General features: G+C 42.7%; 28 protein-coding genes and 6 pseudogenes. 8 read left to right on the plus strand and 26 right to left on the minus strand.

The window, feature by feature from the left end:
- Positions 1-98 precede the first annotated feature (98 nt).
- Positions 99-465, plus strand: a pseudogene (locus tag IPL71_RS22205) (transposase); the annotation flags it as partial.
- Positions 466-789: 324 nt separating this feature from the next.
- Here the strand turns inward: IPL71_RS22205 and IPL71_RS22210 are convergent.
- Both IPL71_RS22210 and IPL71_RS22215 read right to left on the minus strand, forming a co-directional pair.
- Positions 790-975, minus strand: coding sequence for a hypothetical protein (locus IPL71_RS22210; RefSeq protein ID WP_345325428.1), 186 nt, complete (start codon positions 973-975; stop codon positions 790-792).
- Positions 976-977: 2 nt separating this feature from the next.
- Entirely contained in the window at positions 978-1,514 is a 537-nt protein-coding gene (locus IPL71_RS22215; RefSeq protein ID WP_345325429.1) for a hypothetical protein, read from the minus strand.
- A gap of 321 nt (positions 1,515-1,835) precedes the next feature.
- On the opposite strand from IPL71_RS22215, the pseudogene IPL71_RS26250 reads away from it, so the two are divergent.
- Positions 1,836-2,459 (plus strand): annotated as a pseudogene (locus IPL71_RS26250) (transposase).
- A gap of 142 nt (positions 2,460-2,601) precedes the next feature.
- Here the strand turns inward: IPL71_RS26250 and IPL71_RS22230 are convergent.
- The 20 genes and pseudogenes from IPL71_RS22230 to IPL71_RS22325 form a co-directional block, all read right to left on the minus strand.
- Positions 2,602-3,027: a hypothetical protein gene (locus tag IPL71_RS22230; RefSeq protein ID WP_345325433.1), complete on the minus strand. Its 426-nt coding sequence runs from the start codon at positions 3,025-3,027 to the stop codon at positions 2,602-2,604.
- Positions 3,028-3,281: 254 nt separating this feature from the next.
- Positions 3,282-3,701: a hypothetical protein gene (locus tag IPL71_RS22235; RefSeq protein WP_345325435.1), complete on the minus strand. Its 420-nt coding sequence runs from the start codon at positions 3,699-3,701 to the stop codon at positions 3,282-3,284.
- Positions 3,676-3,993, minus strand: a complete 318-nt coding sequence (locus IPL71_RS22240) for a hypothetical protein (RefSeq protein WP_345325437.1) — start codon at positions 3,991-3,993, stop codon at positions 3,676-3,678. Before IPL71_RS22240 ends, IPL71_RS22235 begins: the two co-directional genes overlap by 26 nt.
- Positions 3,994-4,135: 142 nt before the next feature.
- On the minus strand, positions 4,136-4,528 hold the full coding sequence (locus tag IPL71_RS22245) for a hypothetical protein (protein WP_345325438.1): 393 nt from the start codon (positions 4,526-4,528) through the stop codon (positions 4,136-4,138).
- Positions 4,495-4,806, minus strand: a complete 312-nt coding sequence (locus IPL71_RS22250) for a hypothetical protein (protein ID WP_345325440.1) — start codon at positions 4,804-4,806, stop codon at positions 4,495-4,497. Before IPL71_RS22250 ends, IPL71_RS22245 begins: the two co-directional genes overlap by 34 nt.
- A 203-nt stretch (positions 4,807-5,009) precedes the next feature.
- Complete coding sequence (locus tag IPL71_RS22255) at positions 5,010-5,771, minus strand: hypothetical protein (RefSeq protein WP_345325442.1); 762 nt, start codon at positions 5,769-5,771, stop codon at positions 5,010-5,012.
- A 186-nt stretch (positions 5,772-5,957) separates the two neighbouring features.
- On the minus strand, positions 5,958-6,578 hold the full coding sequence (locus tag IPL71_RS22260) for a hypothetical protein (RefSeq protein ID WP_345325444.1): 621 nt from the start codon (positions 6,576-6,578) through the stop codon (positions 5,958-5,960).
- 853 nt (positions 6,579-7,431) lie between these two features.
- Positions 7,432-7,695: a hypothetical protein gene (locus IPL71_RS22265; protein ID WP_345325446.1), complete on the minus strand. Its 264-nt coding sequence runs from the start codon at positions 7,693-7,695 to the stop codon at positions 7,432-7,434.
- A 1,474-nt stretch (positions 7,696-9,169) separates the two neighbouring features.
- On the minus strand, positions 9,170-9,655 hold the full coding sequence (locus tag IPL71_RS22270) for a DUF6438 domain-containing protein (RefSeq protein ID WP_345325448.1): 486 nt from the start codon (positions 9,653-9,655) through the stop codon (positions 9,170-9,172).
- 161 nt (positions 9,656-9,816) lie between these two features.
- Positions 9,817-10,041 carry a hypothetical protein gene (locus IPL71_RS22275; RefSeq protein ID WP_345325449.1) on the minus strand — a complete coding sequence of 75 codons (225 nt, stop codon included), beginning with the start codon at positions 10,039-10,041 and terminating at the stop codon, positions 9,817-9,819.
- Between the two features lie 117 nt (positions 10,042-10,158).
- Positions 10,159-10,371, minus strand: coding sequence for a hypothetical protein (locus tag IPL71_RS22280; RefSeq protein ID WP_345325451.1), 213 nt, complete (start codon positions 10,369-10,371; stop codon positions 10,159-10,161).
- Between the two features lie 317 nt (positions 10,372-10,688).
- Positions 10,689-11,773, minus strand: a pseudogene (locus IPL71_RS26255) (AIPR family protein).
- Positions 11,774-11,942: 169 nt separating this feature from the next.
- Positions 11,943-12,350 carry a hypothetical protein gene (locus tag IPL71_RS22295; RefSeq protein ID WP_345325457.1) on the minus strand — a complete coding sequence of 136 codons (408 nt, stop codon included), beginning with the start codon at positions 12,348-12,350 and terminating at the stop codon, positions 11,943-11,945.
- 184 nt (positions 12,351-12,534) lie between these two features.
- Positions 12,535-12,747, minus strand: coding sequence for a restriction endonuclease subunit S domain-containing protein (locus tag IPL71_RS22300; protein WP_345325459.1), 213 nt, complete (start codon positions 12,745-12,747; stop codon positions 12,535-12,537).
- Complete coding sequence (locus IPL71_RS22305; protein WP_345325461.1) at positions 12,744-13,055, minus strand: hypothetical protein; 312 nt, start codon at positions 13,053-13,055, stop codon at positions 12,744-12,746. The genes IPL71_RS22300 and IPL71_RS22305 overlap by 4 nt, the downstream gene beginning before the upstream one ends.
- Before the next feature lie 104 nt (positions 13,056-13,159).
- Positions 13,160-14,239 (minus strand): annotated as a pseudogene (locus IPL71_RS22310) (IS3 family transposase).
- Positions 14,240-14,307: 68 nt separating this feature from the next.
- Positions 14,308-14,646 carry an N-6 DNA methylase gene (locus IPL71_RS22315; RefSeq protein ID WP_514130843.1) on the minus strand — a complete coding sequence of 113 codons (339 nt, stop codon included), beginning with the start codon at positions 14,644-14,646 and terminating at the stop codon, positions 14,308-14,310.
- 16 nt (positions 14,647-14,662) lie between these two features.
- Positions 14,663-14,971, minus strand: coding sequence for an N-6 DNA methylase (locus IPL71_RS22320; RefSeq protein ID WP_345325463.1), 309 nt, complete (start codon positions 14,969-14,971; stop codon positions 14,663-14,665).
- Positions 14,953-15,216 (minus strand): HsdM family class I SAM-dependent methyltransferase, encoded by a 264-nt coding sequence (locus tag IPL71_RS26260; protein ID WP_514130844.1) that lies wholly within the window; start codon positions 15,214-15,216, stop codon positions 14,953-14,955. The genes IPL71_RS22320 and IPL71_RS26260 overlap by 19 nt, the downstream gene beginning before the upstream one ends.
- Positions 15,217-15,627: 411 nt before the next feature.
- Positions 15,628-16,035 carry a type I restriction endonuclease gene (locus IPL71_RS22325; RefSeq protein ID WP_345325464.1) on the minus strand — a complete coding sequence of 136 codons (408 nt, stop codon included), beginning with the start codon at positions 16,033-16,035 and terminating at the stop codon, positions 15,628-15,630.
- Positions 16,036-16,162: 127 nt separating this feature from the next.
- Here IPL71_RS22325 and IPL71_RS22330 point away from each other — a divergent pair, with 127 nt between their 5' ends.
- Positions 16,163-16,405 (plus strand): hypothetical protein, encoded by a 243-nt coding sequence (locus IPL71_RS22330; RefSeq protein ID WP_345325465.1) that lies wholly within the window; start codon positions 16,163-16,165, stop codon positions 16,403-16,405.
- Between the two features lie 586 nt (positions 16,406-16,991).
- Here the strand turns inward: IPL71_RS22330 and IPL71_RS22335 are convergent.
- The 4 genes from IPL71_RS22335 to IPL71_RS22350 form a co-directional block, all read right to left on the minus strand.
- Positions 16,992-17,498: a hypothetical protein gene (locus tag IPL71_RS22335; protein WP_345325466.1), complete on the minus strand. Its 507-nt coding sequence runs from the start codon at positions 17,496-17,498 to the stop codon at positions 16,992-16,994.
- Between the two features lie 871 nt (positions 17,499-18,369).
- Positions 18,370-18,948 carry a retroviral-like aspartic protease family protein gene (locus IPL71_RS22340; protein ID WP_345325467.1) on the minus strand — a complete coding sequence of 193 codons (579 nt, stop codon included), beginning with the start codon at positions 18,946-18,948 and terminating at the stop codon, positions 18,370-18,372.
- A gap of 1,129 nt (positions 18,949-20,077) precedes the next feature.
- Positions 20,078-20,941, minus strand: a complete 864-nt coding sequence (locus IPL71_RS22345) for a hypothetical protein (protein ID WP_345325468.1) — start codon at positions 20,939-20,941, stop codon at positions 20,078-20,080.
- Between the two features lie 184 nt (positions 20,942-21,125).
- Positions 21,126-21,425, minus strand: a complete 300-nt coding sequence (locus IPL71_RS22350; protein WP_345325470.1) for a GNAT family N-acetyltransferase — start codon at positions 21,423-21,425, stop codon at positions 21,126-21,128.
- 657 nt (positions 21,426-22,082) lie between these two features.
- Here IPL71_RS22350 and IPL71_RS22355 point away from each other — a divergent pair.
- The 5 genes and pseudogenes from IPL71_RS22355 (at position 22,083) to dprA (ending at position 25,909) form a co-directional block, all read left to right on the plus strand.
- Positions 22,083-23,061: pseudogene (locus tag IPL71_RS22355) on the plus strand (integron integrase).
- A 179-nt stretch (positions 23,062-23,240) separates the two neighbouring features.
- Positions 23,241-23,498 (plus strand): annotated as a pseudogene (gene rpsP, locus IPL71_RS22360) (30S ribosomal protein S16); the annotation flags it as partial.
- Between the two features lie 170 nt (positions 23,499-23,668).
- Positions 23,669-23,902 (plus strand): KH domain-containing protein, encoded by a 234-nt coding sequence (locus IPL71_RS22365; protein WP_345325472.1) that lies wholly within the window; start codon positions 23,669-23,671, stop codon positions 23,900-23,902.
- Positions 23,902-24,441 carry a ribosome maturation factor RimM gene (gene rimM, locus IPL71_RS22370; protein WP_345325473.1) on the plus strand — a complete coding sequence of 180 codons (540 nt, stop codon included), beginning with the start codon at positions 23,902-23,904 and terminating at the stop codon, positions 24,439-24,441. Before IPL71_RS22365 ends, rimM begins: the two co-directional genes overlap by 1 nt.
- A 364-nt stretch (positions 24,442-24,805) precedes the next feature.
- Positions 24,806-25,909 carry a DNA-processing protein DprA gene (gene dprA, locus IPL71_RS22375; protein WP_345325475.1) on the plus strand — a complete coding sequence of 368 codons (1,104 nt, stop codon included), beginning with the start codon at positions 24,806-24,808 and terminating at the stop codon, positions 25,907-25,909.
- Positions 25,910-25,914 lie beyond the last annotated feature (5 nt).

The following is a 25,914-nucleotide window of genomic DNA, read 5'->3' on the forward strand; positions in this document are numbered from 1 at the left end:
AGCGGATGATTGAGGATGTTGAAAGAAGAGATCAAGCGGCTCGAAAAAGAACTGACCGCTTCATGAAAGAACATGAAGACTGGCAAGAACAGGAAGATATTCTGAGCAGCGCCAAAGGGGGGAGGGTGACGGCAACGACCTTGTTGGCAGAGTTGCCAGAGTTGGGGAAACTGGATCGGAAGAAGATCGCAGCCTTGGTGGGCTTGGCGCCGATGAATTCGGACAGTGGAAAGAAACGTGGCTATCGCAAAACGAAGGTGGACGGATGGAGGTGCGGAACGTGCTGCGATGTCGACTTTGGTGGCGACAAGATTCAATCCGTTGATCAAGGCACAGTATCAAGAATTGCAGAGGCGAGGGAAGGTGAAGAAGGTGGCGCTCACCGCATGCATGCGGAAATTCCTAACGATCTTGAATGCGATGATGCGAGATCAGCAGCCTTTCCGATACACCGTTGCGCCTTGATCCACGATCAACTCCCCTAAAAATCAAACAACTGCCTTGACATTCAAGACAGTTGCTGCACGCTTTGTTAGGCTTCTTTACCGTCTTTCCCAAGTTCTTTTTGATTGCACTCGTTTTATAACTTCAAGCAATTTATTTAATCCTTCCGAGTATGAAGGGAAATAAATCCCAATGATAGCGTTGCAGTCGGTAATCAACGGGACAATCATCTACTCGAACAGGAATAATAAACACCATATTTCCTTCTGGTCTTTCATCCAACACATCTAGCGCGACTTTCAATTCTTTTGAGTAAAACCTTCTTTTTCATAGATTTGGATGAAATTATAGCTCAGAAAAAAGTGCTTTCTCTGATTGCCTTCTGCATGTCCAGTCGCCATTCTTGACCAGGCATAAGGTCTTGTTTATCAAACCAAAGTTCAACACCTTCTCTTTTAAATCGTCATATAACTTTTGAGCAATCTCGCTATCTTCGCGAGCGTAACTGATAAATACTTTGTTCTTGTCCATAATTATCTATCCTTTGGAACAAAAAAATGTTCGGCGGGTAACTCTTTCTCAACCTGCGCTTTACACTTATTTTCCAATTTAGATTCAAGTTTTGCTTCTGGCGATTTCTTTGATAACTCGCCTTGCCTTGCTACCGCTTCGACTAATTTTGTTTTATGAGGAGCGCCGTACCTTTTGCTCTGCTTTATCTGAACAACAATTATTTTCAAGTCGCTTTCCAAACCCCTGTATCCTGTTAAAACTTCTTCATATTGTTGGACTTTTTCTGTTAATTTGATTACAGGCTTTATGATGGCGAGAACGGCAGATATAACTAAGACATATTTCCAAATTTCTTGTCCAAGTGTAGTGTTCCAAAGCCACAAAACAGCGACGGCTGAAGATGAAGTAGTGATAGCAAGGATAATTTCGATAAATGAATTCAACCCCTTAAACCAGTTGAGTTTTTCGGAATAATATAAAACCGAAAACCGAGACTCTCTGTAGAGGTCATAAACGTCCCAAACAGGATGATTTATATCTCGTGAAGATTCGCTCATAACTTTATTTCTCAATCATAACTCAAATATGCAAGGAAGAAGCCTAACGGTTTGCGTTACCTGCGCTGGGGCGGGGCGGCGAAGCCGTCCAACTGGGAAAATGATAAGGCGTGTGAAACTGCTTGAGATGTGCGCAGAATCCCCAGCGTCAGGTAGTATCATAAAAAGGGACACGGCAGATCGATGTCAGGTAGGTCGTAGCAGACCGTCGTGCAGCAAGATCGCCGTGTCCGTTCGTCAGGTGAGCCCGAACAGTTGCAAGGTCTTGAAGACCGAATACTAGCGTGGGCTCAACTCCTATTATACAAAGCGGAGGCAGGAATGACAACTAGTAGCAGAAAGTTCGTAGGGATCGATGTAGCAAAGGACAAGTTGGACATCGCAGTGCTGGGGAGACAAAAAGCCAGCCAAGTGGGGAATGATGAAAAAGGCATCACACCCATTCTAAGAAAATGCAAGTGCTGAAGCCAATCCTGATCGTAGGGAAGCGACTTTGAAGGAAGAGATCAAGCGTCTCGAAAAAGACTTGGACGGCTTCATGAAAGAACACGAAGACTGGCAAGAACAGGAAGATATTCTGCGCAGCGCCAAAGGAGTGGGGCGGGTGACGGCAACGACCTTGTTGGCAGAGTTGCCAGAGTTGGGGAAACTGGATCGGAAGAAGATCGCAGCCTTGGTGGGCTTGGCGCCAATGAACGCGGACAGTGGGAAAAAGCGTGGCTATCGCAAGACGAAAGGTGGACGGATGGAGGTGCGGAACGTGCTGTATATGTCGACTTTGGTGGCGACGAGATTCAATCCGTTGATCAAGGCACAGTATCAAGAATTGCAAAGACGAGGAAGGTGAAGAAGGTGGCGTTAACGGCGTGCATGCGGAAGTTCCTAACCATCTTGAACGCGATGATACGAGATCAGCAGCCTTTCCGATACACCGTTGCGCCTTGATCCACGATCAACTCCCCTAAAAATCAAACAACTGCCTTGACATTCAAGACAGTTGCTGCACGCTTTGTTGGGCGGTGTTTGCTTTAAGGCTTGCTAACTGCACCATACACAAATAATAACGTAAGAAAGAGACAAAGTGTGCCTAAAATAAGTACCAAGTTGAAATCCATCTTGCTGTATCTGAGTATTTCAACAACTGTAACCCAGCATTAACCATAAATATTCCGAAGATGCTATAAAGAACTACGCTTGATAAAATAAAACCGATATTAGAAATCCCGTACTTTAGAGTGTAAAGATTAATCGCTGAGACTATAACGGTAATAGCAATCAGTGAATATTTTATAAGTGTTTTGGTGTTTTTCGCAAAACCGCTTGAAATCTTTGGCATTTGAAAATCCATTTCCATCCATACAATCATTACAAATAAAACCATGCCAACTATCATTAGAGATGACTTTGAAAGAGATAAATCTTCCGAAAATTTGTTTCCAACAAGATTCCATAGAAATAGAACCATTGTGGAAACAATTACTTTCAATAAAGATAGGCTTGATGTTTTCTTCATAATATCCTATGTTGGAATACACAAAATGTGGCAATTCCCAAGTTGCTGTCTATCTCCCAATAAATAACTGAGTTCTTTCTGCACAATGTTGCTCAACCAACCGCCCAACGGTTTGCGTTACCCGCGCTGGGGCGGGCGGCGGAACGCCGTCCGACTGGAAAAATGCTAAGGCGTAGAAAAGGCTTGGAATCGCGCCAGAATCCCCAGCGTCGGGTGCACGCTTTGTTGGGTTGCGGTTGCGGTAGGAGGACTATTTATTGAGAAACTTCCAAATCCATCCGATATTTCTCAAGCATACCTTTATCAAAACGAAATGGATTCATATTAATAATTATACCGCCACCGCCTTTATATATTCGGAGCATAATATCTGTATTTCCTTTCTCCATTATAGGTAAAAGGCGTTCTGGCTGGCGAAAATAACCACCTACGAGCAATGAACTTTCAGCAGGTATTGTGATGAATTCTTGTTTCTCACTACCAGCAGGAATCAAATCCATTACACCTGTTGCAGTAGTAGTTCCAAGTGTTACTCGTGCTCCTTCTAATAGTTCAAATTCTACCGTCGCGTCTAATACGACATCTTCTTTTGACGAATTAACTAAATTGATTACTAACGGCGGAATTATCGATGGTTCTAACGCAAATCTAAAAAATAAGAACCAAATATACACAAAAGTCACAAGCGAAACCAAATAGCCCAGCCCACTTTTTTTGATTATCGCTAAATTTTGACACTAAATGCTGGGGGCTAACTATTGCTGGGCGTTTGGCACGAAATACATAAACAACAAGACCAGATAATGCTATGTACAAAGTACCTGCTATAACCTTATAGATGTTGCTAGAAGCCTCAAAACTTATTGAGCCAGAAATCTTTCCATAAACAAATAATATGACCGAAGTCACAATGCCACCCAATCCATTGATTAGTATGTCTCTAAAAACTTGCTTCTTTTTTTCCATATGTGACTTTCTTTCATAGCAGCCCAACGGTTTGCGTTACCCGCGCTGGGGCGGGCGGCGGAACGCCGTCCGACTGGTAAAATGCTGAGGCGTAGAAAAATGCTTGAATCGCGCCAGACCCCAGCGTCGGGTGCACGCTTTGTTAGCCACCTGCTCGTTTAACGAGACTCGTTTTGAAACGCTTGATACGATTTTGAATATCAGTGACAACGCCATTAATTTCTGCAAAATCGGTTTCGTTCACGTATTTGGACAACTCACTTAACAATGGTTTCATATCGGGTTGATAATAATGAAGCAATGTAGCAATATCGTTTTCGTAAATTCCAACTCTTGCGAAGTTGCCTTGCCGATACATAGAAGGCAAAGCGTATAGTTTCAATAATAATAAACCTTCAACTGTTGCCAAGGGGATGTTGCGGTCAAGAAATCTTTGTACTTTTGAATACTCACTGTGAACTTTCTTGAACAACGGATTCTGAGTGAGCAAGACATCAATTTCTAGTTCGTTGTATTTTGCTCGAACAAAATACATATCTTGACTGGAAACTTTGAGTTCGGGTACTTTTCCAGCGATGCAACAGCCATAAGTAAATCTAAATCTTGGGTTTTTCTTCCTTCGACATAATGAAGAATGGCAATTCCCCCGACCAGAACATAATCGATCTTTCTTTCTTCTAAAACAGCAAAAAAATCTTGAACAGACTGGATTAAAGAATCAGAATTCATTGTGCCACCTAGCCAGTTTTTGACGTTGAAAACAACGGCATTGCGAATAACATCACCGATTTGAACGCTACTCTGAATAGTCATTGTAAATATCCTGTGGCAAGTGTAGCATAAAACTGACGCTGTTTTGCAAGGAGGTGGCTAACGGTTTGCGTTACCTGCGCTGGGGCAGGGACGGCGAAGCCGTCCAGCCAGAAAAATGATAAGGCGTGGAAAACTGCTTGGGATGTGCGCAGAATCCCCAGCGTCAGGTGCACGCTTTGTTAGGCGTTTTAAGCCTTAAAACTTCATGGTTTTTTATCAGGACGCTTTGATTGTAAGCGTTCTTTTAATTCACGGGTCAAGGATACGACTCTTTTTGTCATTTCAGGTTTAATTGTTTCTTTATAATTCATATGACCGTGGACAATTTCATTGCGAGTTTTTCGGATTTGATTTATCTCGTCAAGCTCGATTCTTGATATATAACCTTCCTTTGAAAGACTTTCGGCTATTTGAAATGGTGGGATTTCTCTTCCACCTTTATAAGGTAATGCCACACTAAGGGTTTCTGCGGCTTCAGATATAGTTTTTTCAAAATCTACCCATGCTTTCATGAACTCGCCAAGCACAACAGTTTCATTGGTTTCTGGTTCAACTAATCTAAGCCCAAACAGGTTTTCAAAAAGTACATTTGCCAATTCTGCGTAAACTTCGACTTTGTTACGCTCAACAGTCAATCCATTTCCTTGATGATATAACTGATTTCGCAAGCGGTGATACCACTCAATTTCGCCTAAATCAATTCCACCAAGTTTTGTGTTTGCATGTTTTTCAAGTGCGTCGAGCAATTTTGTAAAATTCTCTGCAAACTCTTGATAATCACTTCTTGATATATTGAGCCCCGTGACTCGTTTCGGCAAACCAAGATAAGTTTTAATCATCAATTCAACGGCATTATCAATGCTTATCATCGCTAGACGTCGATTTGAGTCTGTGTCTTTCTTTAGCAAATCTAAACCGTGCTTCAGAATTTCTGCCGAACCAGATGCCCAGGGTGGTTGTGTCATTGTTTATCCATGAAAGAATACAAATTGTTGCAAAGGGAACGCCTAACGGTTTGCGTTACCTGCGCTGGGGCGGGGACGGCGAAGCCGTCCAACCAGAAAAAGGCTAAGGCGTGGGAAACTGTTTGAGATTTGCGCAGAATCCCCAGCGTCAGGTGCACGCTTTGTTGGCTTGCCTTTATGCCACGACTACTCTCTTTTTACCTTAACTTCACCAATCATTTCAAGATATACAGGCAAGTTATCAAAAGGAATATTTCTTCCTGTTTCTCGATGTACTTTTTCTGCATACCGAATTAAATTTTCACTTGCTTCATCTACTACCACTACAATAATAGTGGCTGAATATGCGGGCAAGTTTTTACCTTTCCATAAACCTACTTCAGCCTTCCAGCGCCCATTACTAAAATCAGGAACAGGTGATTGATACCAATAACGAATTGGATTCGGTGTCTTTGTTAAAAGTCGAAGTGTTTTTCCAGATTCAGGTTTAACTTCATACTCGCCAGAAACTTCGATAAACATATCTTCTTGCTCACTGTAAAAAGATTGCTCTTGCGCTGGCTTATCAATAGAAATGCCATACGAATTCTTGCCATTTCTTATTTTGCTGGTTTTATTGGAATTTTTGGAAGCCGTGTTATTTATGGGCTTTTCACCAAGTTTTAGCGGATAAAACGAAATTTCACGACCTTCCCGAAAAGCGGCTACGAAAAATGCAATCACAATAATAACAATAACGACAACTACGATAATTAAAATTATTGCGAATATTGACCCGCTTGACAACCATTGGAAAAAATCAGCCATAAATATTCCTTTTGCTTTTACTCACAATTTTTTCAACGTAATTACGGACTGGCAAGCCAACGGTTTGCGTTACCCGCGCTGGGGCGGGCGGCGGAACGCCGTCCGACTGGAAAAATGCTGAGGCGTAGAAAAATGCTTGGAATCGCGCCAGAATCCCCAGCGTCGGGTGCACGCTTTGTTAGGCCCGTTCTTGATTTGCAAGACTCATTTATAACAAAACAGGCGATAAGTGATTGCAGATGCACGCACCACTCCTGAAAAAGCCCGTGAACCACCGACACCATTAGAGCCTGTTGAGTCGCTAAAATAAGCGTCGGGTGGTGCGTCAATACATCCACCATCAGGCACAGTCAATTCGACTTCTTGATTACTGCGATAAACGAATCCATCAATAACGCCGCCACAATTCTCGTGAATAACATCAAAATGCTGTTTACAGAAATACCAAATTTATTAGCAATTCCTTCTGCTGATTGCGGAAAATTTTTGTTTTATTGATTCACATCTTGATGTTGGCTGAGTATCTGGTTGTTGAAATGGTGTGCTTGCAGAATCATTATTTCCTGTGTTACTCCCATCGCATATTACGTTGTAACTTTTATCTATTTTAGGAACACTTAACACATAGGTGTATGGCACTTCGTAGACTTTTCCATCTGACGAATATTGAACAATTGAGTTAAAGTTTGCTCTTCCCAGACAATCCGTAAACAACGTGCGTTCCTGCCGCTGACATTACGATTGTATCTAATCGTGAGTTTGCAGATTCAAATGTTTGTTGATAAGCCTGTTCAACTTGAATTTCTAATTTCAACTTTGCCGTTTCTGGAACTGCAACCCCTCCCACCGCCTGTTACTGAGGCTTTAGTACCAACAGAAGCACTTTTGCTGACAGATGCAAATGTTCCAAAGATTGCGCCAATTTGTCAGAGCCACCGCAATTTGGCAGGGGAAATTGTTCAACTTTGGATGTAGTCTTTATTGGTTCAGCAACTTGAACACGAATATCTTGAATATCGCCGTTATCACCGTTTGAAGAAGAAAAATTTGGCTGGCAGGAAATTAAAACAACCGCTGAAATGATTATTGCTAATATTGTATGACGTTGTTTTCTCATTTCGTTTCCTATGTTTGTAGAGTCGCTATGATTTACAGGGACGGGCTAACGGTTTGCGTTACCTGCGTGTGGGCGGGCGGAAAATGCTTGAAAGCAGGAAAAACTCGAAGCCAGAAAATGCCTGAAAATGCCGCAGAATCCCACACGTCAGGTGCACGCTTTGTTAGGCAGTTTTGACATTAAGGAAAATTCCATTTAAAGAAGTGGTATATTACCTGTTCTATTTCGACTGCTCTCCAAATAAACTATTCTCATAAGGTTTATATATGCTTATCCTTCTTATTGTACTCGCATTATTTTATGCCTTCTTGAACGGGTATCGTGATTCGTCAAGTATTTTATCTGGTGTGATTGCTTCCCGTGCCATGAATCCACGAATTGCCCTCTATCTTATTGGAGTGGCGGATTTAATTGCGCCATTCTTGTTCCGGGTTCGCGGTAGCACGATCCATTGCCCACTGCGATTGATACATCTGCGGTTGAGTTAAGTACCATCACATTAGGCATGGCTTCAGCGGTAATTTGGAGTTTATTTTCTTGGTGGCAAGGTATTCCTTCGTCTTCAACCCATGCAATGATTGGCGGTTTACTCTGCGGGCGCTGATTACGCATGGTACAAAAGCCATCTTAACTAGTGGCTTGCCAAATATCATCTTGCCCCTTCTTTTGGCTCCCGTCATTGCATTCATCATAGGCTTATTGCTCATGAAATTCTTTTATATTATTTTTTTATTTTGCCACACCTAAAATAAACGTCTTCTTCCAACGTTCCAAGTTGCTATTTATGATTTTGCTCGCATTGGCGAATAGTTCAAATGACGCACAAAATCAATGGGGGCAATAGCATTAGGTTTGGTTTTGGCGGGACGGATGACTTCTTTCGCTGTCCCAAGTTGGGTGACACTCGTGTGCAGTAGCCTTAGCGTTAGGTGGTTCAATAGGTGATTGGCGACAAATACGGAATCTGGGAGGACGAATATATCGGATAAAACCAATGAACGCACTTGATCTCGCAAATTACTTCAATTGTGCTAATTTCTATAGCGTCTATTTTAGGAATACCTGTGAGTACACCGCATGTTATTAGTTCGGCAATTGTAGGCTCAGGGGGCTGAGAGAATTAATAAAATCCGCTGGAGTGTAGTGGGTGAGATGGTGACTACTTGGTTAGTTACTATTCCAGTTACGGGCATATTTTCATGTTTGATTTACTTTGTTGTCATAGAGTTCTTGAAAATCTTCGCTATCTTTTAGTAGGCAAAATACTTTTTTGCTTGTCTAGGCAGTAGCCCATCTCGGTAAACTGCCTAACGGTTTGCGTTACCTGCGTTAGCGGGGACGGCGAAGCCGTCCAGCCAGAAAATGCTAAGGCGTAGGAAACTGCTTGAGATTTGCGCAGAATCCCCAGCGTCAGGTGCACGCTTTGTTAGCCCGTTTTTATGTTTGGAAGTAGTGCCTACTTGGCAATTTGCGATTACCATTCTTGGTTTACCCAATAGAGACTATTGGTGATTTCATCAATTTTGTCCTCTAATCTACACAGTTGATGTTGAGTGTCGTCGTAGTAATCACTGCAATTATGCATTCCGTAATGCCAAATGCTTTTAGTTTGCCCTTTCAAAGTGATTGTTAACCTAACTGATGGAAAGTCAATAGCTGGCTCTAAATATTGGTCATCTAGCAAAAAGAAATTTGTATCCTCAATCGCTGTGACAATCTCTTGAATTTGTTCTGTGGTCAGTGTTGTACTTTGTTTATCGTCAACTCCTATCCCTTCAAAGTCAACAGTTCCATCTGCATGAACCTCTAACTTGTATTGAGGTCCAACCCCGAAACCTGATATGCGGGTCATTGATATAAGGAGGTCAGGATATACGGGCGTGTTCCGATCATCGAAGCTTGTTGAACATGCTACCAAGACTATGCAAGTGCTTAGCAAGAAAAATGTACTAAGTTTCATTCCATTTATCCTTCCCAAGGAAACGGGCTAACGGTTTGCGTTACCTGCGCTGGGGTGGGGACGGCGAAGCCGTCCAACCAGAAAAATGACAAGGCGTAGGAAACTGCTTGAGATTGCCACAGAATCCCCAGCGTCAGGTGCACGCTTTGTTAGACCCCGTTCTATTTTTCAGATAACCAATTGGATAGATTCTTCTTGACACGGTTTAAGCGTTCGCTTGAAATTTCACCAATTGCGCCAAGAAGAATTTCGCCCGACACAACCGCTAAACGCCCAACCCGAATTACGCTTGTAACTTTTAACCCGCTTTGTTTGAAATCTTTAGAACTGTCTTCAATAACTTCATCAAACCCCGCAATATATTGGCGCGTTTGCGAAGAAATCATGAATTAACCAATCATCATACTCGCCAGGTAATTTTCCCAATAAAAGAGCAGGGCGTAATTTGCCTTCTTCAAGGTCAGTTTGAGGAAATCGAAAGACAACAACCTGCCCTGATTTTTTCATGCAAAACTCACCCGAATATCTGAAATGCTATATAAAGCAGATTCATCTTCCATATCCCGCATTGCTGATGATAATGATAAAGAAGCCCAATCCTGTTTTTCTTGTTGTTCAGCCTTCACAAGTAAATACTGAACAAAATCGAACAATTCTTCCTGAAATGAATACGGAAGTTTCTGCGCGTATCGTTGGATTTTCTCGTCAAGTGTCATGGCTTTTTACTCCATTATTCGTTAAAAGCGGATTGCCTGAATTTATTTTACACCAATAACAGACAGGTTTTGAAACTTAGTTTTGCAAAGAAGGGGTCTAACGGTTTGCGTTACCTGCGTGTGGGCGGGGCGGATTCTGGCTTGGGAGCAGGAAAAACTCGAAGCCAGAAAAATGCTCGAAAATGCCGCAGAATCCCACACGTCAGGTGCACGCTTTGTTGGCACGCTGTTAATGTATTAGAGATTTTGATTGTAGATTTCTAAAGTTTTTAGAAGTTGTTCAGTAGCGCCAGCACTTTTAAGCACTCTGCTTGTCATTAACGTTTATCCCAGATTGTTGAAAATATACTAACCGCTTTTTCAAAAGCGGCAATAGATGCCTCTCTATTTAATAGCGTCTTAATAATTGGGTCGCAATATAACTCAGTATTTTTTTCACTATTTAACATGTTTGGATTAAAGCCGCGAGGATATGATGGATTCGCCGTTTTTCCAAATAGCATAATTAAGAACCATTTTGCTTTTCTGTAGTTGGTGTCAATTTCTTTTGTTCGGAATAAAGAATCTAGCCTGTAATATGCCAGCCCTGCCGCGTAATAGGGTAAATATTTGTGAGATGGATGAAAGATTGTTGGCTTTTCACCTTCTACATTTTGTTTCAGAACTAACCCAAAATAGGCGGTGACTCTATGAGGAATATCAACAATCATTGAACCAAACGCTTTGATTTGATTTTGGACAGTAATTACTCTAGATTTAGGCACCGAGTTGTCAGTGTGGTATTGCTTTGTCCGACGCTCGTAATAAATACGCCCATCTCCTTGAATTGTATTGTAGAAATGCTCCAAGTTTTTTTGAAAATCTTTCATTGCTTGAAGTTGTTCACGCTTAATTGCTGTTTGGCTATTCGTTGCAATAGTAATTCTGCTTTAACTTCATCATTATTGGTAACTATCAGTCTTACGGGAATTCGCAAATCTTGCAATTCGAGTTTGGATGTATGTTGAGATAAAACATTGCTGGTTTGGCACCCATTTACGATTTGATAATCAATGAGGGTAAATTTATTTCCAGATGCTTTTAAGTCGTTTGCGACTATTGTCACACCGTTATTCAAAACTGTAAAAAGTTCAGGAATATCACCAATCAAGGTTGTTTCAATGGTTTTGTTAATTGGGTTATTTAGTCCTTGAAAATCTCGGACGTTATCATCAAATATGTTGAGAAGATTTCCTTTGTCGTCAAAAAGAAGTTTTTTGAATTCGGATAAAGGAACCAGTCCGTAATATGCTTCACTGATTTGTGGTAACTCAGGCAACGTAACTTTTTCATTGAAAGTAAAAGTTGATGAGGTTGAATTCTTTGTGTCACGATAATATTTTGCAATCGCATTTGCGTCCATTGGAGAAAAAGAGATTTGCGAAAACAAATTTGTTTGAACTAAATCAGCCTTTGCTGTTTCGATGACCGCTAGATTGTTTTGGTCATTTCCCCATGTACCTGTTGTAACATAATATAAACTGCATTGAGGGTTTTCTAAAGTGCCTGGCTTGTTTGAATATGTAATCTGCTTAAATCGCAAAAGATTGTATTTCTTCACTGCGAACTAGACGCGGATTCTCTGAAAAGAAATCTTTAACTCCAAAAGCAAAATTGTTCATTTCGCTGCTGTCAAATCTGCCTGAGTTTTTTACTTGAATAAATATAAATCTGACATCAAGTGTGCCGTTACTTTCGAGCATTTCATCAATTTCTTCGATATTTTCCACCATCAAACCGTTAACAATGATGGCAATACCATCTATTCCCGTATCGTTTCCATTGCCTATGCTAGCCGATTCAATCTCGAAACTTCGGTTGTATTCGTGGGCAATGATTGAATAATTAGCAAATAATTCAAAGTCTTGGTCGGGGGCAGTGGAATTCCTCTCGAAACTTTTCAAGAAATCATCAACCAAGTGTTTAAGAATTCTGTCCATAAAATTTAGACCTCCTATGATTTTATTTTGCAAGGGGCGTGCCAACGGTTTGCGTTACCTGCGCTGGGGTGGGGACGGCGAAGCCGTCCAACTGGAAAAAATACTAAGGCGTAGGAAACTGCCTGAGATTTGCGCAGACTCCCCAGCGTCAGGTGCACGCTTTGTTGGCAAGCCTTTCGCCTACCTAGCCCCAAAGGGTTTCAATAGTATTTTGCATTTCCAGATTCAAATCTTTAGCCTTTCTCTTTGCCTTCTCAATTTCTTTATGCTGGCGCAGAATTTCATCCATAATATTTTTAGCGGGAATAGGAATTTCTATTTCCAACAAAATATCATCAGGAATATTTCTTCGTCTATCAACGCTGCCTTGCATTTTAGATTTGTAAATCTCTCTCATTTTTTAGAGCGAATTATCATTTCAATTACTTCAACATCGAAATCGAGATTTTTCAACTTCCATATTTTATATGCAGGACTTACAGCGGCATAATCATATTTTGTTTGAAAGCCTAAAACGCCTTCATCTATTGGAAAACCCATCACGAGTTCATTTCGATAAACCTTTTTATAATTTGAAATATCTTTACTTGCGATTCTCTTGTTGAATTTATCTTTTTGGTCTATCAAGCCATCGTGCATAGTAATAGACATGATAGGAACATTCTTTAGGTCGCCAACTCTATCAAAACCAGATTTTTCCAGCAAGTCCCCAAATTTTATAACCGCAAAATTTTCATCTGAAAAAAGCCGCTTCTGCTTGTGTCAAGTACCCATTTTATATACCAAAGATAAATAGACACGCTTAGGCGTCAGGCATTTTGAATTGTGTATTGGCGGGGCGATAAGCCCTGTAATGCCTCGTGCGGACGGATAGTGTTGTAATCTTCAAGCCAGTGTTCTGCGATCAAACGGACTTCATCCAAATCATCAAACAAATACGCGTCCAAAACATCTTCACGAAATGTGCGGTTGAAGCGTTCGATATATGCATTCTGAGCTGGTTTGCCAGGCTGGATGTGGAGCAACTCAATCTGTTTTTCCTTTGCCCAATTCTCCAATCTTTGAGAAATAAACTCCGGACCGTTATCCATGCGAATTTGTTTCGGAGCAGATCGCCAAAGCAGCAGATTTTCCAGCACTCGCACCACACGCTCTGCAGGCAATGAATGATCAACTTCGATCCAAAGCGCCTCACGATTGTAATCATCAATAATGTTCAAGGTGCGAATGGTTCTGCCATTGGAAAGGCTGTCGCTCATAAAATCCAGAGACCGTCAGTTGGACTGCACTGGCACCCCAAGTGCCAGTGCAGTCCTGGCCGCCAGCCGTTTCTTTGGTTTTCTGTGCAAATTTAGCGCCAAACCACGGTAAATCCTTCGAATGCGCTTGTGATTCCAGCGATGACCTTGATTTCTCAAGTAGTCCGTCATCTTTCGGCAACCCCAGCGTGGTTGGCTTTTTGCCAATTGCTGCAACTTCTGCACAATTTCCTGATCATCTGTTTTCTTTGCTTGATAGCGATAGGTGCAGCGATTCAAGTTCACTGTTCGACACGCTTGCCGTTCGCTCATCTCATGTTCTGCGATCGCATAGGTCACCAGCTCGCGCTGCTCTTCTGGCTCTAAAGTTTTTTTTCGATAATGTCTTTCAGTACCGCATGCTCCAGACTTAAATTTGCATACATCTGTTTCAGCCGCCGATTTTCTTCTTCCAGTTCCTTCAGTCGTTTCAGGTCGCTCGCTGACATGCCGCTGTACTTTGATTTCCATTTGTAAAAGGATGCTTTGCTAAATCCGTGTTGCCGGAACAAGCTCTTCGAGCGACATGCCTGCTTCTGCTTCTTTCAGGATGTTCACGATCTGGCTTTCTGAAAACTTCGATTTCTTCATCTGGATCTCTCCTGGCTCTATTTTGCCATGATTTTTCCACTTATCCTTGGTATGATTTTACGGGATGCTTACCCTTGGTAATGCGCTGCGCTCAAAATGTATTTATTCTTCTTGATGCTTTCAAAATCTATTTTAAGCGCACCGATAGAAAGTAAATATGTATCACTTTGTTTTTCAAGATTTCTTTCAGATAAAACTATTTCAAGGTCATTTCCACCTTGAATTTTTGTTCGTTTTTTATCAAGTGTGTAACCATCATTCTTTACATCAAAATACCAGTAATGCTTTTTTGTACGTGGAAAATGACAATCTGTGAAAAATAGAATATCTGCTTTTGCTCGGTTGTATGGTTCAAAAGCACCACGAGGTAAAGAAACTACACTTTGAAGATTTGCATTGTCTATCAATAACTTTCTAACATTTTCATAGGCTTGGTGATTTGTGTTTGCTAAAAAATCCTTCGGGTGCAATAAAAGCCATCCGCCCGCCTTTTTTGACTGCTCTAAAACAATGTTGCGGACTTACTTGGTCGCCATTACGAGATGGAATTGGATATTTATCACCATATCTAGTTTTCTGAGCAAAAGGATAGTTCGTAACAACAATTTCATAAAGTTCGTCTACTGGATTTTGAAAACTATCTGCCCTTGTTATGTTGCTATGACCATCCCCAGCCAAAATCATATTCATTTTTGCGATACTAGCAGTTCTGGTTAACTCTGTCCCAAACAAAGTATTTTTCTTAAAACATTAATATTCTCTTTTGTTTGCTCCATGCTATCCATAATATGCTTAAATGCTACGATAAGCATTCCGCCTGTGCCGCAAAACGGGTCGTAAATTTTTTCACCGATTTTAGGATTAAGAAGTTTTACCATTGTTTTTACAACATGGCGAGGCGTAAAGATTTCTCCTAAATCAGATGGGTTACTGGCACTATAAGCACGAATAAAATACTCGAAGGCGTCGCCTTTAATATCGGCGTGCGTCGCTTAATTGCAAACCGTCCAAATAATCAATTATTGCTTTGAGGTTATCTGGATGCTTAATTTGCAATGATTGAAATATTGTTGCGTCACCATAATCTTTGCTAAATCCCTTCAAAACAGTGTCGCCAACATAATTCAAAAGGGCTTGACCTTTCATCTCTCGGAAGGTTTCCCAACGATACGCCCTATTAACTAATGCTGGTTCGCCATGTTCTTCTTTGATTGCTTCAAGTTCACTTAAAACCTTTAGGAATAAAATGTTGGAAAATTCCGCTAAAACGTTCGATTCCTTGCTGCAAACCTTCTTCTCGAAGTAAGTTATTTACTTGATTGAAAATTGAAATCAATTCACCCTGGACTTAATAACCTTTCTGTCCAATGTGTTAACTTCATTGGATGCTAAAATTGAAGTGCAAGTGTTTCTCTTACAAGGTCATCAACTTCTTCGTGATTTAGAATAAGTGGCTTATTAACTTTTAGATGTAAGGTTTTGGTAAATACACCATCGGTAGCAAAGACTAACGGTGCGTCTAACTTCTGAGCATAATCCAATCCCTGATTCAATGCTTCATGAATGTTTGCGCCACGTTTTTTTACTTCAATAACTGCAATAGGAAAATTTGAGTCTTTAGGATAGAGAACATAGTCGGGACGTTTGCCGCCCAACTTCTTTTTCTGCTCATCAGTTTTAACGGACTGTTTCCAAACGGTTCTTTTACCCGAATAAGGATAATCGTCCCATGCTAAATTTTTGAGTTTGTAATCTATGATGGTTTCTGCGTCACGCTCGACATTTAGCAATTTCATGAGATAGCCTTTTCTGAATTTTTATACATTATTTTGCAAGGGGCGTGCCAACGGTTTGCGTTACCTGCGCTGGGGTGGGGACGGCGAAGCCGTCCAGCCAGAAAAATGATAAGGCGTAGAAAACTGCTTGAGATTTGCGCAGAATCCCCAGCGTCAGGTGCACGCTTTGTTGGAAGGCTTTGTGCAAGACGCGCTGATTGAAAAACAGAACCACCGCCATAAAACTGACAAGATTATTGCACGAACTTTACTCTTTAGCAAGAACCAAAAACTACAAGCCAGAATCTTTGCAAGAAAACTTGGCCAAAGAACCAAAATAAAATTCACCAAAACTTTTTCCGAAGAAATTAGCTTGGTCTTGAAAACCTGATTTAGCCAAACCTGAAACTTTGCTAATGAAGCCGAGCCGATTTTGAGTACCTACAAAATTAACCACGAACAAAAGCCGAAGAAAATACCTGCGCCAAAGTGACTTGACCAAAGATTACGCCGAAGAATCACAAGCGACAATTAACCAAAACTTTGACCAACGCCAAAACTTAAATTGAAAAGACGAAACTAAATTTGGAAAACCGATAAATTGAAAACCAGAACCAAAGTGAGCGAAAAAGAAAAGCCTGCCAAAACCACCGCTAAAAAATGACCGAACTCAAAAAAGTGAATTTTCTTTTGAGCTAAACGAAAACAAAACCTGCGATTCAAAGACGGTTTTGCTTTTGGTTTTTGCCCTGCCTTCCAACGGTTTGCGTTACCCGCGCTGGGGCGGGCGGCGGGACGCCGTCCGACTGGAAAAATGCTGAGGCGTGGAAAACTGCTTGGAATCGCGCCAGAATCCCCAGCGTCGGGTGCACGCTTTGTTGGGCGCGTTTTGCAAGACGGTTTTCAATTGATGTTCACTTATCATTATGTATTTCAAGCTGATAAACATTTAATTCAATCCATAATGCTCGACAAAACTATCGAAGAAATCGAAGAATTTGTATCGTCGAAAAACTATTGCCATATTCAACGCTAATAGAGCAAAAAAATAAGGCAATCTGCATAACAGTTGGAGGGGTAACTTTAGGAATGGGTAATTTTATAAGACTCGATAATTCACCTGTTTGGCTAAATGCTGCAATACAATTTTCAACAATTTTACTGGTTTTCCAGGTTGGAGAAAAGCTAGTTTCGACGGGCACTAGGTGTCTGTCTTTTTCTTTACCCTTTTGAACAAAATGTAGGGATATATACGTCAGCCCGAATGGTTTTGCCCACCTTGAAAACACATGTACGCTTATGTTTCTAATTGCCTGAATAGGAACATCAAAAGACATGTTTTTGCTTTCAAAAACAAGCCTCTCTGATGTAAGTTGTAGACGCCCTTGTCCGCTGTAAAGGTACACATATTTTCCCCAGAATGATGAAGCATGTTCTGGGGTAATGAAATAACACTTTGGTTGAATCTTTATTACCTCTGTCATGTTTTCAATACTCCATATAAGTAAGCGCCCAACGGTTTGCGTTACCTGCGCTGGGGCGGGGACGGCGAAGCCGTCCAACCAGAAAAAGGCTAAGGCGTAGAAAACTGCTTGGGATGTGCGCAGAATCCCCAGCGTCAGGTGCACGCTTTGTTGGCTGGCGTTTTAGGATGACTCGTCGCCTTCCTTTTTGAACCATTCTAATACATCTTTCTTATCTTGCATTTTTGGGTAGCCTGCACGCTTTGAAACTTTATTCAACTTGGATAAATTGATGTGGCAAGACGTTATAACTTTTCTTTTTGCGTATCTTGCAATATCTGAATTTTTATTGGCAAAATTTATGCGGATGAAAAACGATTCGTACAGGCTAAAAAGCGCCATTATATAAATAAATGGCAGGAGAGTGACTGTAAACAATGGGGGCAAGAAAAATCTCGCAAATTCTTTAGTGACGCAAAATTTTGAAAATCAACAACAACTTCTCGAAAAGTAAATGTAAGAAGATAAAGACCGAAGACTCCCAGAATAAAATTGAACAATTTATTTACTTGTTTATATTCTGGCTTTGATTCTGCTAAAACATTTGCCATGACTATAAAACTGACAATTGGTATGACAATTAACTCGGCTGGAAGGCTGAAAGAATATAAATTTACGACGAACTCCATTATTACGATAAATTTGATGTTGTCTAAAATTAGATTTTTGAAGTAAGTAATGTCACGAAGCCAGCCAACGGTTTGCGTTACCTGCGCTGGGGCGGGGACGGCGAAGCCGTCCAACTGGGAAAATGATAAGGCGTAGAAAACTGCTTGAGATTGCCGCAGAATCCCCAGCGTCAGGTGCACGCTTTGTTGGCACGCTTTTGACTTTAGAGACCTTTTCCGTGACAATTACTAAAACTTATTGGCTTTCCAAAACTGTCCCTGCTCCCACATGGACAGGGAGCATATTTTTTAACGCCTGCAAATGTAATTTTATTTGCTTCGAGAACGTAATCAGTACCCTTATATGATGGATACCTAAATGTTATCCATGTTTGGTTGTCAAAATTGCTTATTGCTAAATCGCCACCAGCGATAATATCCATTCCAATTATTGCGCCAAAATTAAAGGGAGGACATTCGCTCACCAGAACACCAGCGACACCGACATTATTGGGTAAATAGAAGTTCACAAGATACGTGTTTGCGACACTACTTCCGCCAGCGTGGTTTACATTTGTGCTTCCAACAGGGACCAACCCCATTTTTTCAGCGACAGACTTTGTAATAACGCTTTTTGTTGCTCCCGTATCCCAAAGTGCTTTAGTGGCAAAAAACGGCACACTATCTTCTTTTGTAACCTTTGGGTCAAATGCAATGGTTATTTTCAAGTCAGTTATTATTTGATTTACTCTGCCTGAATATTTTGTTGTAAATGCGTGAAAAGGTTGCTTTAGATGTTTCATAGTTGCGCGAAGATTTCTTGAGAACTAATGGTTACTGTGTAGGCTTCAACACCGTTTTCACACGGCTGAATCATGAATGTTCCTAATTCGTTCTCTTTCTGCGCTTCAAGATAGGCTTCCAAAACATTGTTATATACGCCTATAACTTCCTTGTTTTTGATAACAAGGATTTTTCCTGCATATTGCTTAACCAATTTATCTTGGTTGGTTATGAAAAATCCAATTCTTCTTTAAGCATACGAACTCCTCTGCTTATTAATTTTACTCTTGTTTTGCACGGGTCGTGCCAACGGTTTGCGTTACCTGCGCTGGGGCGGGGACGGCGAAGCCGTCCAACCAGAAAAATGATAAGGCGTAGAAAACTGCCTGAGATTGCCGCAGAATCCCCAGCGTCAGGTGCACGCTTTGTTGGCAAGAACTGGGGGCAAGCAACCTACGCCGCCTAAAAACCAAAGCCCAAATTTATTGTGACTTGATTTTACACGCGCCACAATTTTTTACAAGCCCGACTTTGCTATTGAAAACAAGATTAATTTACCAAAACGCCAAAGCCGAGAACTTGCCGAAACCTTTGCTAAAAACTGACTTTGCAAAAAGTTTACTTTGCCAGAAAAAATGAACCTGGCAAAAAAGCCTGAACCAAACTTACCAAAACTTTTGCTGAAAAAATGTAGCCGATTTTAGAAACCTGATTTTGCCAAAAGAAACGCGTGCCAGAAAAAGTGGACTTTGCAAAATAAAACTGCTTGCCTGCCAGAACTTTGGTTAGAAACCTTGAAGCCGATTTTAGAGACCTGAGACAATTTGACCCAAAACTTTTTGAACAAAAAACGTGAGCCAATTTTGAAGCCATTAAAATTTGGAAATTGCCACCGCTAAAAATGCCCGACTTTATTGAACAGAAATTTTGCTAAAAACCAAAACCCTAATTTGCAAGACTCAAAACGCCAATTTGAAACTCAACTTATTTTTGAAAAACTAACCTAAAGATTTAATGCAAGTTCTTGCCAACGGTTTGCGTTACCTGCGCTGGGGCGGGGACGGCGAAGCCGTCCAACTGGAAAAATGACAAGGCGTGTGAAACTGCTTGGGATGACCGCAGAATCCCCAGCGTCAGGTGCACGCTTTGTTAGCCCGCTTTTTTCTCTTCATAGACTTTTTTGATTTCTTCAAAGACCCATGTTATCCCAACGCCAAAAACTGCTGCAAGTGCGATAAGCAAGAAATCTTTCCACTTTCTTAAGTTGGGGTCTTCAAAATTTAACATGAGTTGAGTTTTTTGCGCGTCAACTTGAAAATTATAAAATACCATATCGCCAGTGGACTTAAACCTAGATGCTTCAGGAACATGCGATATTAATTCCATGCCGCTTGTAACTACTAGAGATACATCGAAATTTCTTGAATTTTGTGTCTGAGATTCCGCTGATTGGGTGGCTTGGAATGGGAGAAACAGGCGATAAGTTCCAAAATCTGTTTTTTCGACTCCGTTATGCCATAAAAATTGAATCATTCCACCAAACTCATCAAGTTCAGAAGAGTTTATACTAATTATGTCTTGATTAAGATAGGGGTCATGGACTGTGCTATCCGCAGGAAGAAGACGTCTTGTATAAGCAATGGCAAATGGTTGGGAAATATCAACCCCAGCATTTATTAATGGCTCGGAATCGACAATGTAAACCTGATTACTTGTAACGCCAGGAAATATCACTTTGAAGGTTTTACATGTATCGCTTACTTTATTCCAATCAAGTATTGATATTCCTGCTAAAACATCATTTTTGTTTTCTACAAAAGGTTGTAAGGATACAAAAATTGAAAGTTCGCTTTGGCAATCGTGTAAAACATCTACGCCCGATAATGATGAATTGTGTTGTGCTGGTGGAATAAGAATCAAAATCAAGATGATAGCAGACACAAAGGCAATCACCGTTGAAAATAGAAGTTTTTTTGACTTACGGACAGGTGGTTTGGGTGTTTTCTTAGGCATAATTGATTTACCCGATTCTATTTTGGATGGGCGGGCTAACGGTTTGCGTTACCTGCGCTGGGGCAGGGACGGCGAAGCCGTCCAGCCAGAAAAATGATAAGGCGTAGGAAACTGCCTGAGATTGCCGCAGACTCCCCAGCGTCAGGTGCACGCTTTGTTGGGCGCTGTTGGGTGGAAGACGCGTTCATCTTTTCTCCCACCACGCATATCTATATTCTTTCTCGTTTTGATAACCAAGTTTTTTTGCAAGACGCACAGACGGTGTATTTTGTTTTGCGCAATCCCACCATGTTGAATACCCTTGCATTTCGCATGTTTCAATAAGTTTTGCACACGCTATTGTGGCAAGACCTTTTTGACGATAATTTTCATGGGTGGTTACTCCGACTTCCATTAACCCATGCGTGGGTGCGCCCGTCGCCGCTTCACAGACCAAATAATCATCTTGAACTAATGATACCCCCAAGCGTGTATTGCATGACATTTTCTATTGGATCAAAAGATGCAAGAGTTGAATCATAGTCAAAAGATTTTTTAAACAAGTGCTCATCACGGGATACCAAAGCATAATTTGACGGAAGTTGCGAAACAAGTGTTTCTAAGTTCGTTTCTGCAGATGAGCGCTCAGTGAAATATAAAGTAAATCCATCATAATCTGGGCTGTCGGGGAGTATTTTATTTAGCGGATTGTCTAACCAACACCCAACACCGATACCGCCAAATTGAAAAAGTGCCCGAATATAGATGGGATAACCGAAGAAGTTATTTGACCGCCAAAATAAAGTGTTCCATAAATGCCTTCACGTACCACTGCCCAACTTGGTTGAGTAAGGTTGTCAACTAAAATCTGTCCTGAGATGATGCCTTCAAGAACATTGAAAGCGCGAGCATAGTTGGATTATTCAAATCAAACAGATTCAAGATTTCTGGAGTTACTTCTTGTTGTGAGATTGATAACATAAGAACCACTCATTCTGTTGAATATTTACAAGATTATTTTATGACCAAGCGCCCAACTAGGGTTTATACGGCATGCCGTATAAACACCCAAATCGGGGTGTTATACAGCAATTTTGCTGTATAATCAACTTTATATTACATAACTTCATTATACAGTTACCATCAGAAAGGGGCAAGACAGATGAACCAACACCAACCACAAAAACCAAAAAAATTACTCGACCAATACAGCGACAACATCCGCCTCAAACAATACTCCGCCCGCACCGAAAAAACCTACATCGAATGGGTTCGCAATTACATCCTCTTCCACAAAAACGCCACCCGCGCGAAATGGGCGTTCCAGAGATCAATCAATTCATCACCCATCTTGTAGTCGAGCGAAAAGCCTCAGCCTCCACCCAAAATCAAGCCATCAGCGCCATCCTCTTCCTATACCAAAACACCCTGCACATCGAGCTTGATAAAACCTCCATCAACTTTATCAGACCCAAAAAGGGAAAACGCGTTCCCAACGTACTTTCCGTCTCAGAAGTTCGCGCCGTCATCCAAAAAATGACAGGCCCATACAAACTCATGGCCCAGATCATGTATGGCAGCGGACTTCGCCTCATGGAATGTTTACGCTTACGCGTCAAAGATTTTGACTTTGAAAACCACCGCATCATTGTCTACGACGGAAAAGGGGGCGACGACCGCATCACCATGCTCCCCGACAGCATCATCGCCCCGCTGCGTGAACACCTCGCCCGAAGAAAAGCCATACACCAAAATGACCTCGACCAAGGGCATGGCTCCGTCTACATGCCTTTCGGACTCGACAAAAATACCCCACCGCCCACAAACAATGGATATGGCAATATGCCTTCCCGGCCACCACACTCAACCCCGACCCCAAAACCGGAATCGTATATCGTCACCATATCCACGAAAGCGCCCTGCAAAGAGCCATCAGAGAAGCCACCAAACTCGCCAAAATAGACAAGCGCGTCACCCCGCACACCTTCCGGCATTCCTTCGCCACTCACTTACTGCAAAACAACTACGACATTCGCACCGTCCAGGAACTACTCGGCCACAAAGACGTAAAAACAACCATGATCTATACCCATGTCCTCCAACGTGGCGGACTCTCCGTCAAATCTCCCCTCGATCCCTAACCCCCAACCTCCCCAATCCTCTGGTAAAATATCTCCCTGTGATTTCAGCCCGCGAGCGTTCTTCGAGTGCGTATGCATTTTGCGCCAACCTGTGTCTTCCTTGCACACAACCTCTCTTGCCTGTCTGAAACATAACATGCCCGAAAGGGTATAACAACATCTTAAGGAGCAAGTATAAAATGGTAAGAATTCGTTTACGTCGTATTGGTCTCAAAGGCCAGCCCACGTACCGCATCATCGCAGCGGACAAAGAATCCCCCCGCGATGGACGCTTTTTGGAAATCCTCGGCGTCTACAATCCCCGCACCAACCCCGCCACCATTCACATCAAAGAAGACCGCGTCTTCCATTGGATGAAGAACGGCGCACTCCCCACCGAATCTGTCGCCCAGATCTTCAAATCCTCCGGCACCCAGACTCGATTCGAACGACTCAAAAAAGGCGAGGCGCTTGAAACCCTCGTCGCAGAAGCCGCCGAAGCCGAAACCAAACGCGCCGCACCAAAACGCACAACCAGCAACTAATAAAATCAAAATAGACCCTAAAGGTTTTCGCGAAGCGAACCTTTAGGGTCTTATGAAATTTTATACAAAATAAGGCAGCAAACATGAAAGACCTGATCGAATACATCGCCAAATCCCTCGTCGACCATCCTGAAGAAGTACAGGTTCGCCAAAGCGGAGGCGGCACCCGCGTCCGCATCGAACTCAGCGTCCTCAAAGACGACATGGGGCGCGTCATCGGCAAAAGCGGAAAAGTAGCCAACTCCATCCGCACCCTCCTCCGCGTCGCCGCCGAACGCGAAGGCAAACAAGCAACCCTCGACGTAATGGAACCCTAATGCCAGCAGATCAGCAACCATCAGGCTCGCCCGCAGGCGGGCCTGTCTATTTAGTCATCGGATACCTTCGCCGCCCGCACGGTGTATGCGGCGAGATCATCATGGACCTCCACACCGATTTCCCCGAACGCATCAAGGCCGGACGCAAGATCCTCATCGGCGAAAATCATCAGCCCCACACCCTCGACACAGTCCGCCCGCATAAAGACGGCTTACTCGTCAGCATTCGCGGCGTAGATACACCCGAAGAAGTCGGAAAATTCCGCAACCAATGGGTCTACGTCAAAGCCTCAGAAGTTCCCCCGCTTCCCGAAGGCAAACATTATCAATACGAAATGATCGACTTGGATGTCGTCGACGAAAACGGCGCACCGCTTGGCAAATTGGTTGAAATATTGGAAACCGGAGCCAATGACGTCTACGTCGTTCGGGATGAATCAGGCAAAGAGATTCTCCTGCCCGCCATACCCTCGGTCATACTGGACCTGGATATGGATCGCCGTTTACTGAAAGTTCACCTACTCGAAGGCCTGATCTAAAAAAAACAGAACGCCGCCGTTACTGGCGGCGTTCTGTTTTAACAGAATTTAAATCACCCCGCAAATAACGTGCTAAAATCGCCCTTACCCACTCAGGGTTGGAAAACAAGTCCTTTTGACCATATGGAGCCCATCAGTCTGATGGCTTAAGTCTCTAAAACTCAAAGAAAAAACTTCGTGGCTTTGTGTCTTTGTGAGGGCAAAGTGGTAAAGCTATTTAAACAGCCTCTAGGGTGGAAAACTCAAGCATTCCATTAAGTAGTCTTTATGGGGTCCATCAGCTCGGTGATGATACTAAGTTAAATAACACCAGAATCATTTTCGCACAACACGAACAACAGATGGTCTAACAGGGTACATCATCATGGACGATAAAAAATATTGGATCGGCTTCAACCTCATCAAAGGCATTGGCGCCATACGCATGCAATCACTGATCGCCTACTTCGGCGATCTTGAAACAGCCTGGAGCGCCGACCCTGCCAGTTTGGCAGAAGCAGGCCTCGGCGCGAAAGTGATCGAGCGCGTCCTCATCGCCCGTCAAAAAGTTGACCTCGATCAAGTCTGGGCGAAGATCGAAGCCCAGGGCATAAAGATCCTCACCTGGCAGGATGAAGCATATCCATCAAGATTAAAAGAGATCGCCCAGCCGCCGCCCGTCCTTTATATTCGTGGCGAATATCTGCCCGATGACCTCTTCGCTGTTGCCATCGTCGGCACCCGCCGTGTCACACCCTACGGACGGCAGGTCACTGAAGAACTTTCAACCTTCCTCGCCTCGAACGGCATCACCGTGATCAGCGGCCTCGCCCGCGGTGTGGATGCCATCGCGCATCAGACCGCATTGAAAGCCGGCGGACGTACCATCGGCATTCTGGGTTCAGGCGTCGATAAAATTTATCCGCCCGAGCATCTCAAACTCGCCGAACAAATGATGGAACGCGGCGCGATCATTAGCGATTACGCCCCCGGCACACCGCCTGATGCATCCAACTTCCCGCCGCGCAACCGCATCATCTCAGCGCTCTCGCTTGCAGTGGTGGTCATCGAAGCGGGGGAGACCAGCGGCGCATTGATCACTGCCGAGTTCGCCGCCGAACAAGGACGTGAAATTTTTGCCGTGCCGGGTAGTATACTTGCGCCGCAAAGCAAGGGCACCAACAAACTCATCCAGAATGGCGCGCAGCCCTTATTGAGCGTTAATGATATTATGCAAGCTCTGGATATCACCCGCATCGGCGAACACAAAGCCGTGCGCAAAGTGATCCCAACCGATGAAACCGAAGCGCGCCTGTTACAAGTAATTACCCACGAGCCGCTGCATGTGGATGAGATCCGCAATCAATCTGAGCTTCCCATTGAGAAGGTTTCTGCAACTCTTGCTCTTATGGAGTTGAAAGGAATGGTCAGGCAGGTTGGTGGTATGAATTACGTTGCAGTGCGCGAGGCGCAATCAGGGTACGAATAAGGAGT

The organism is Candidatus Villigracilis proximus (assembly GCF_016717045.1).
GTDB lineage: Bacteria > Chloroflexota > Anaerolineae > Anaerolineales > Villigracilaceae > Villigracilis > Villigracilis proximus.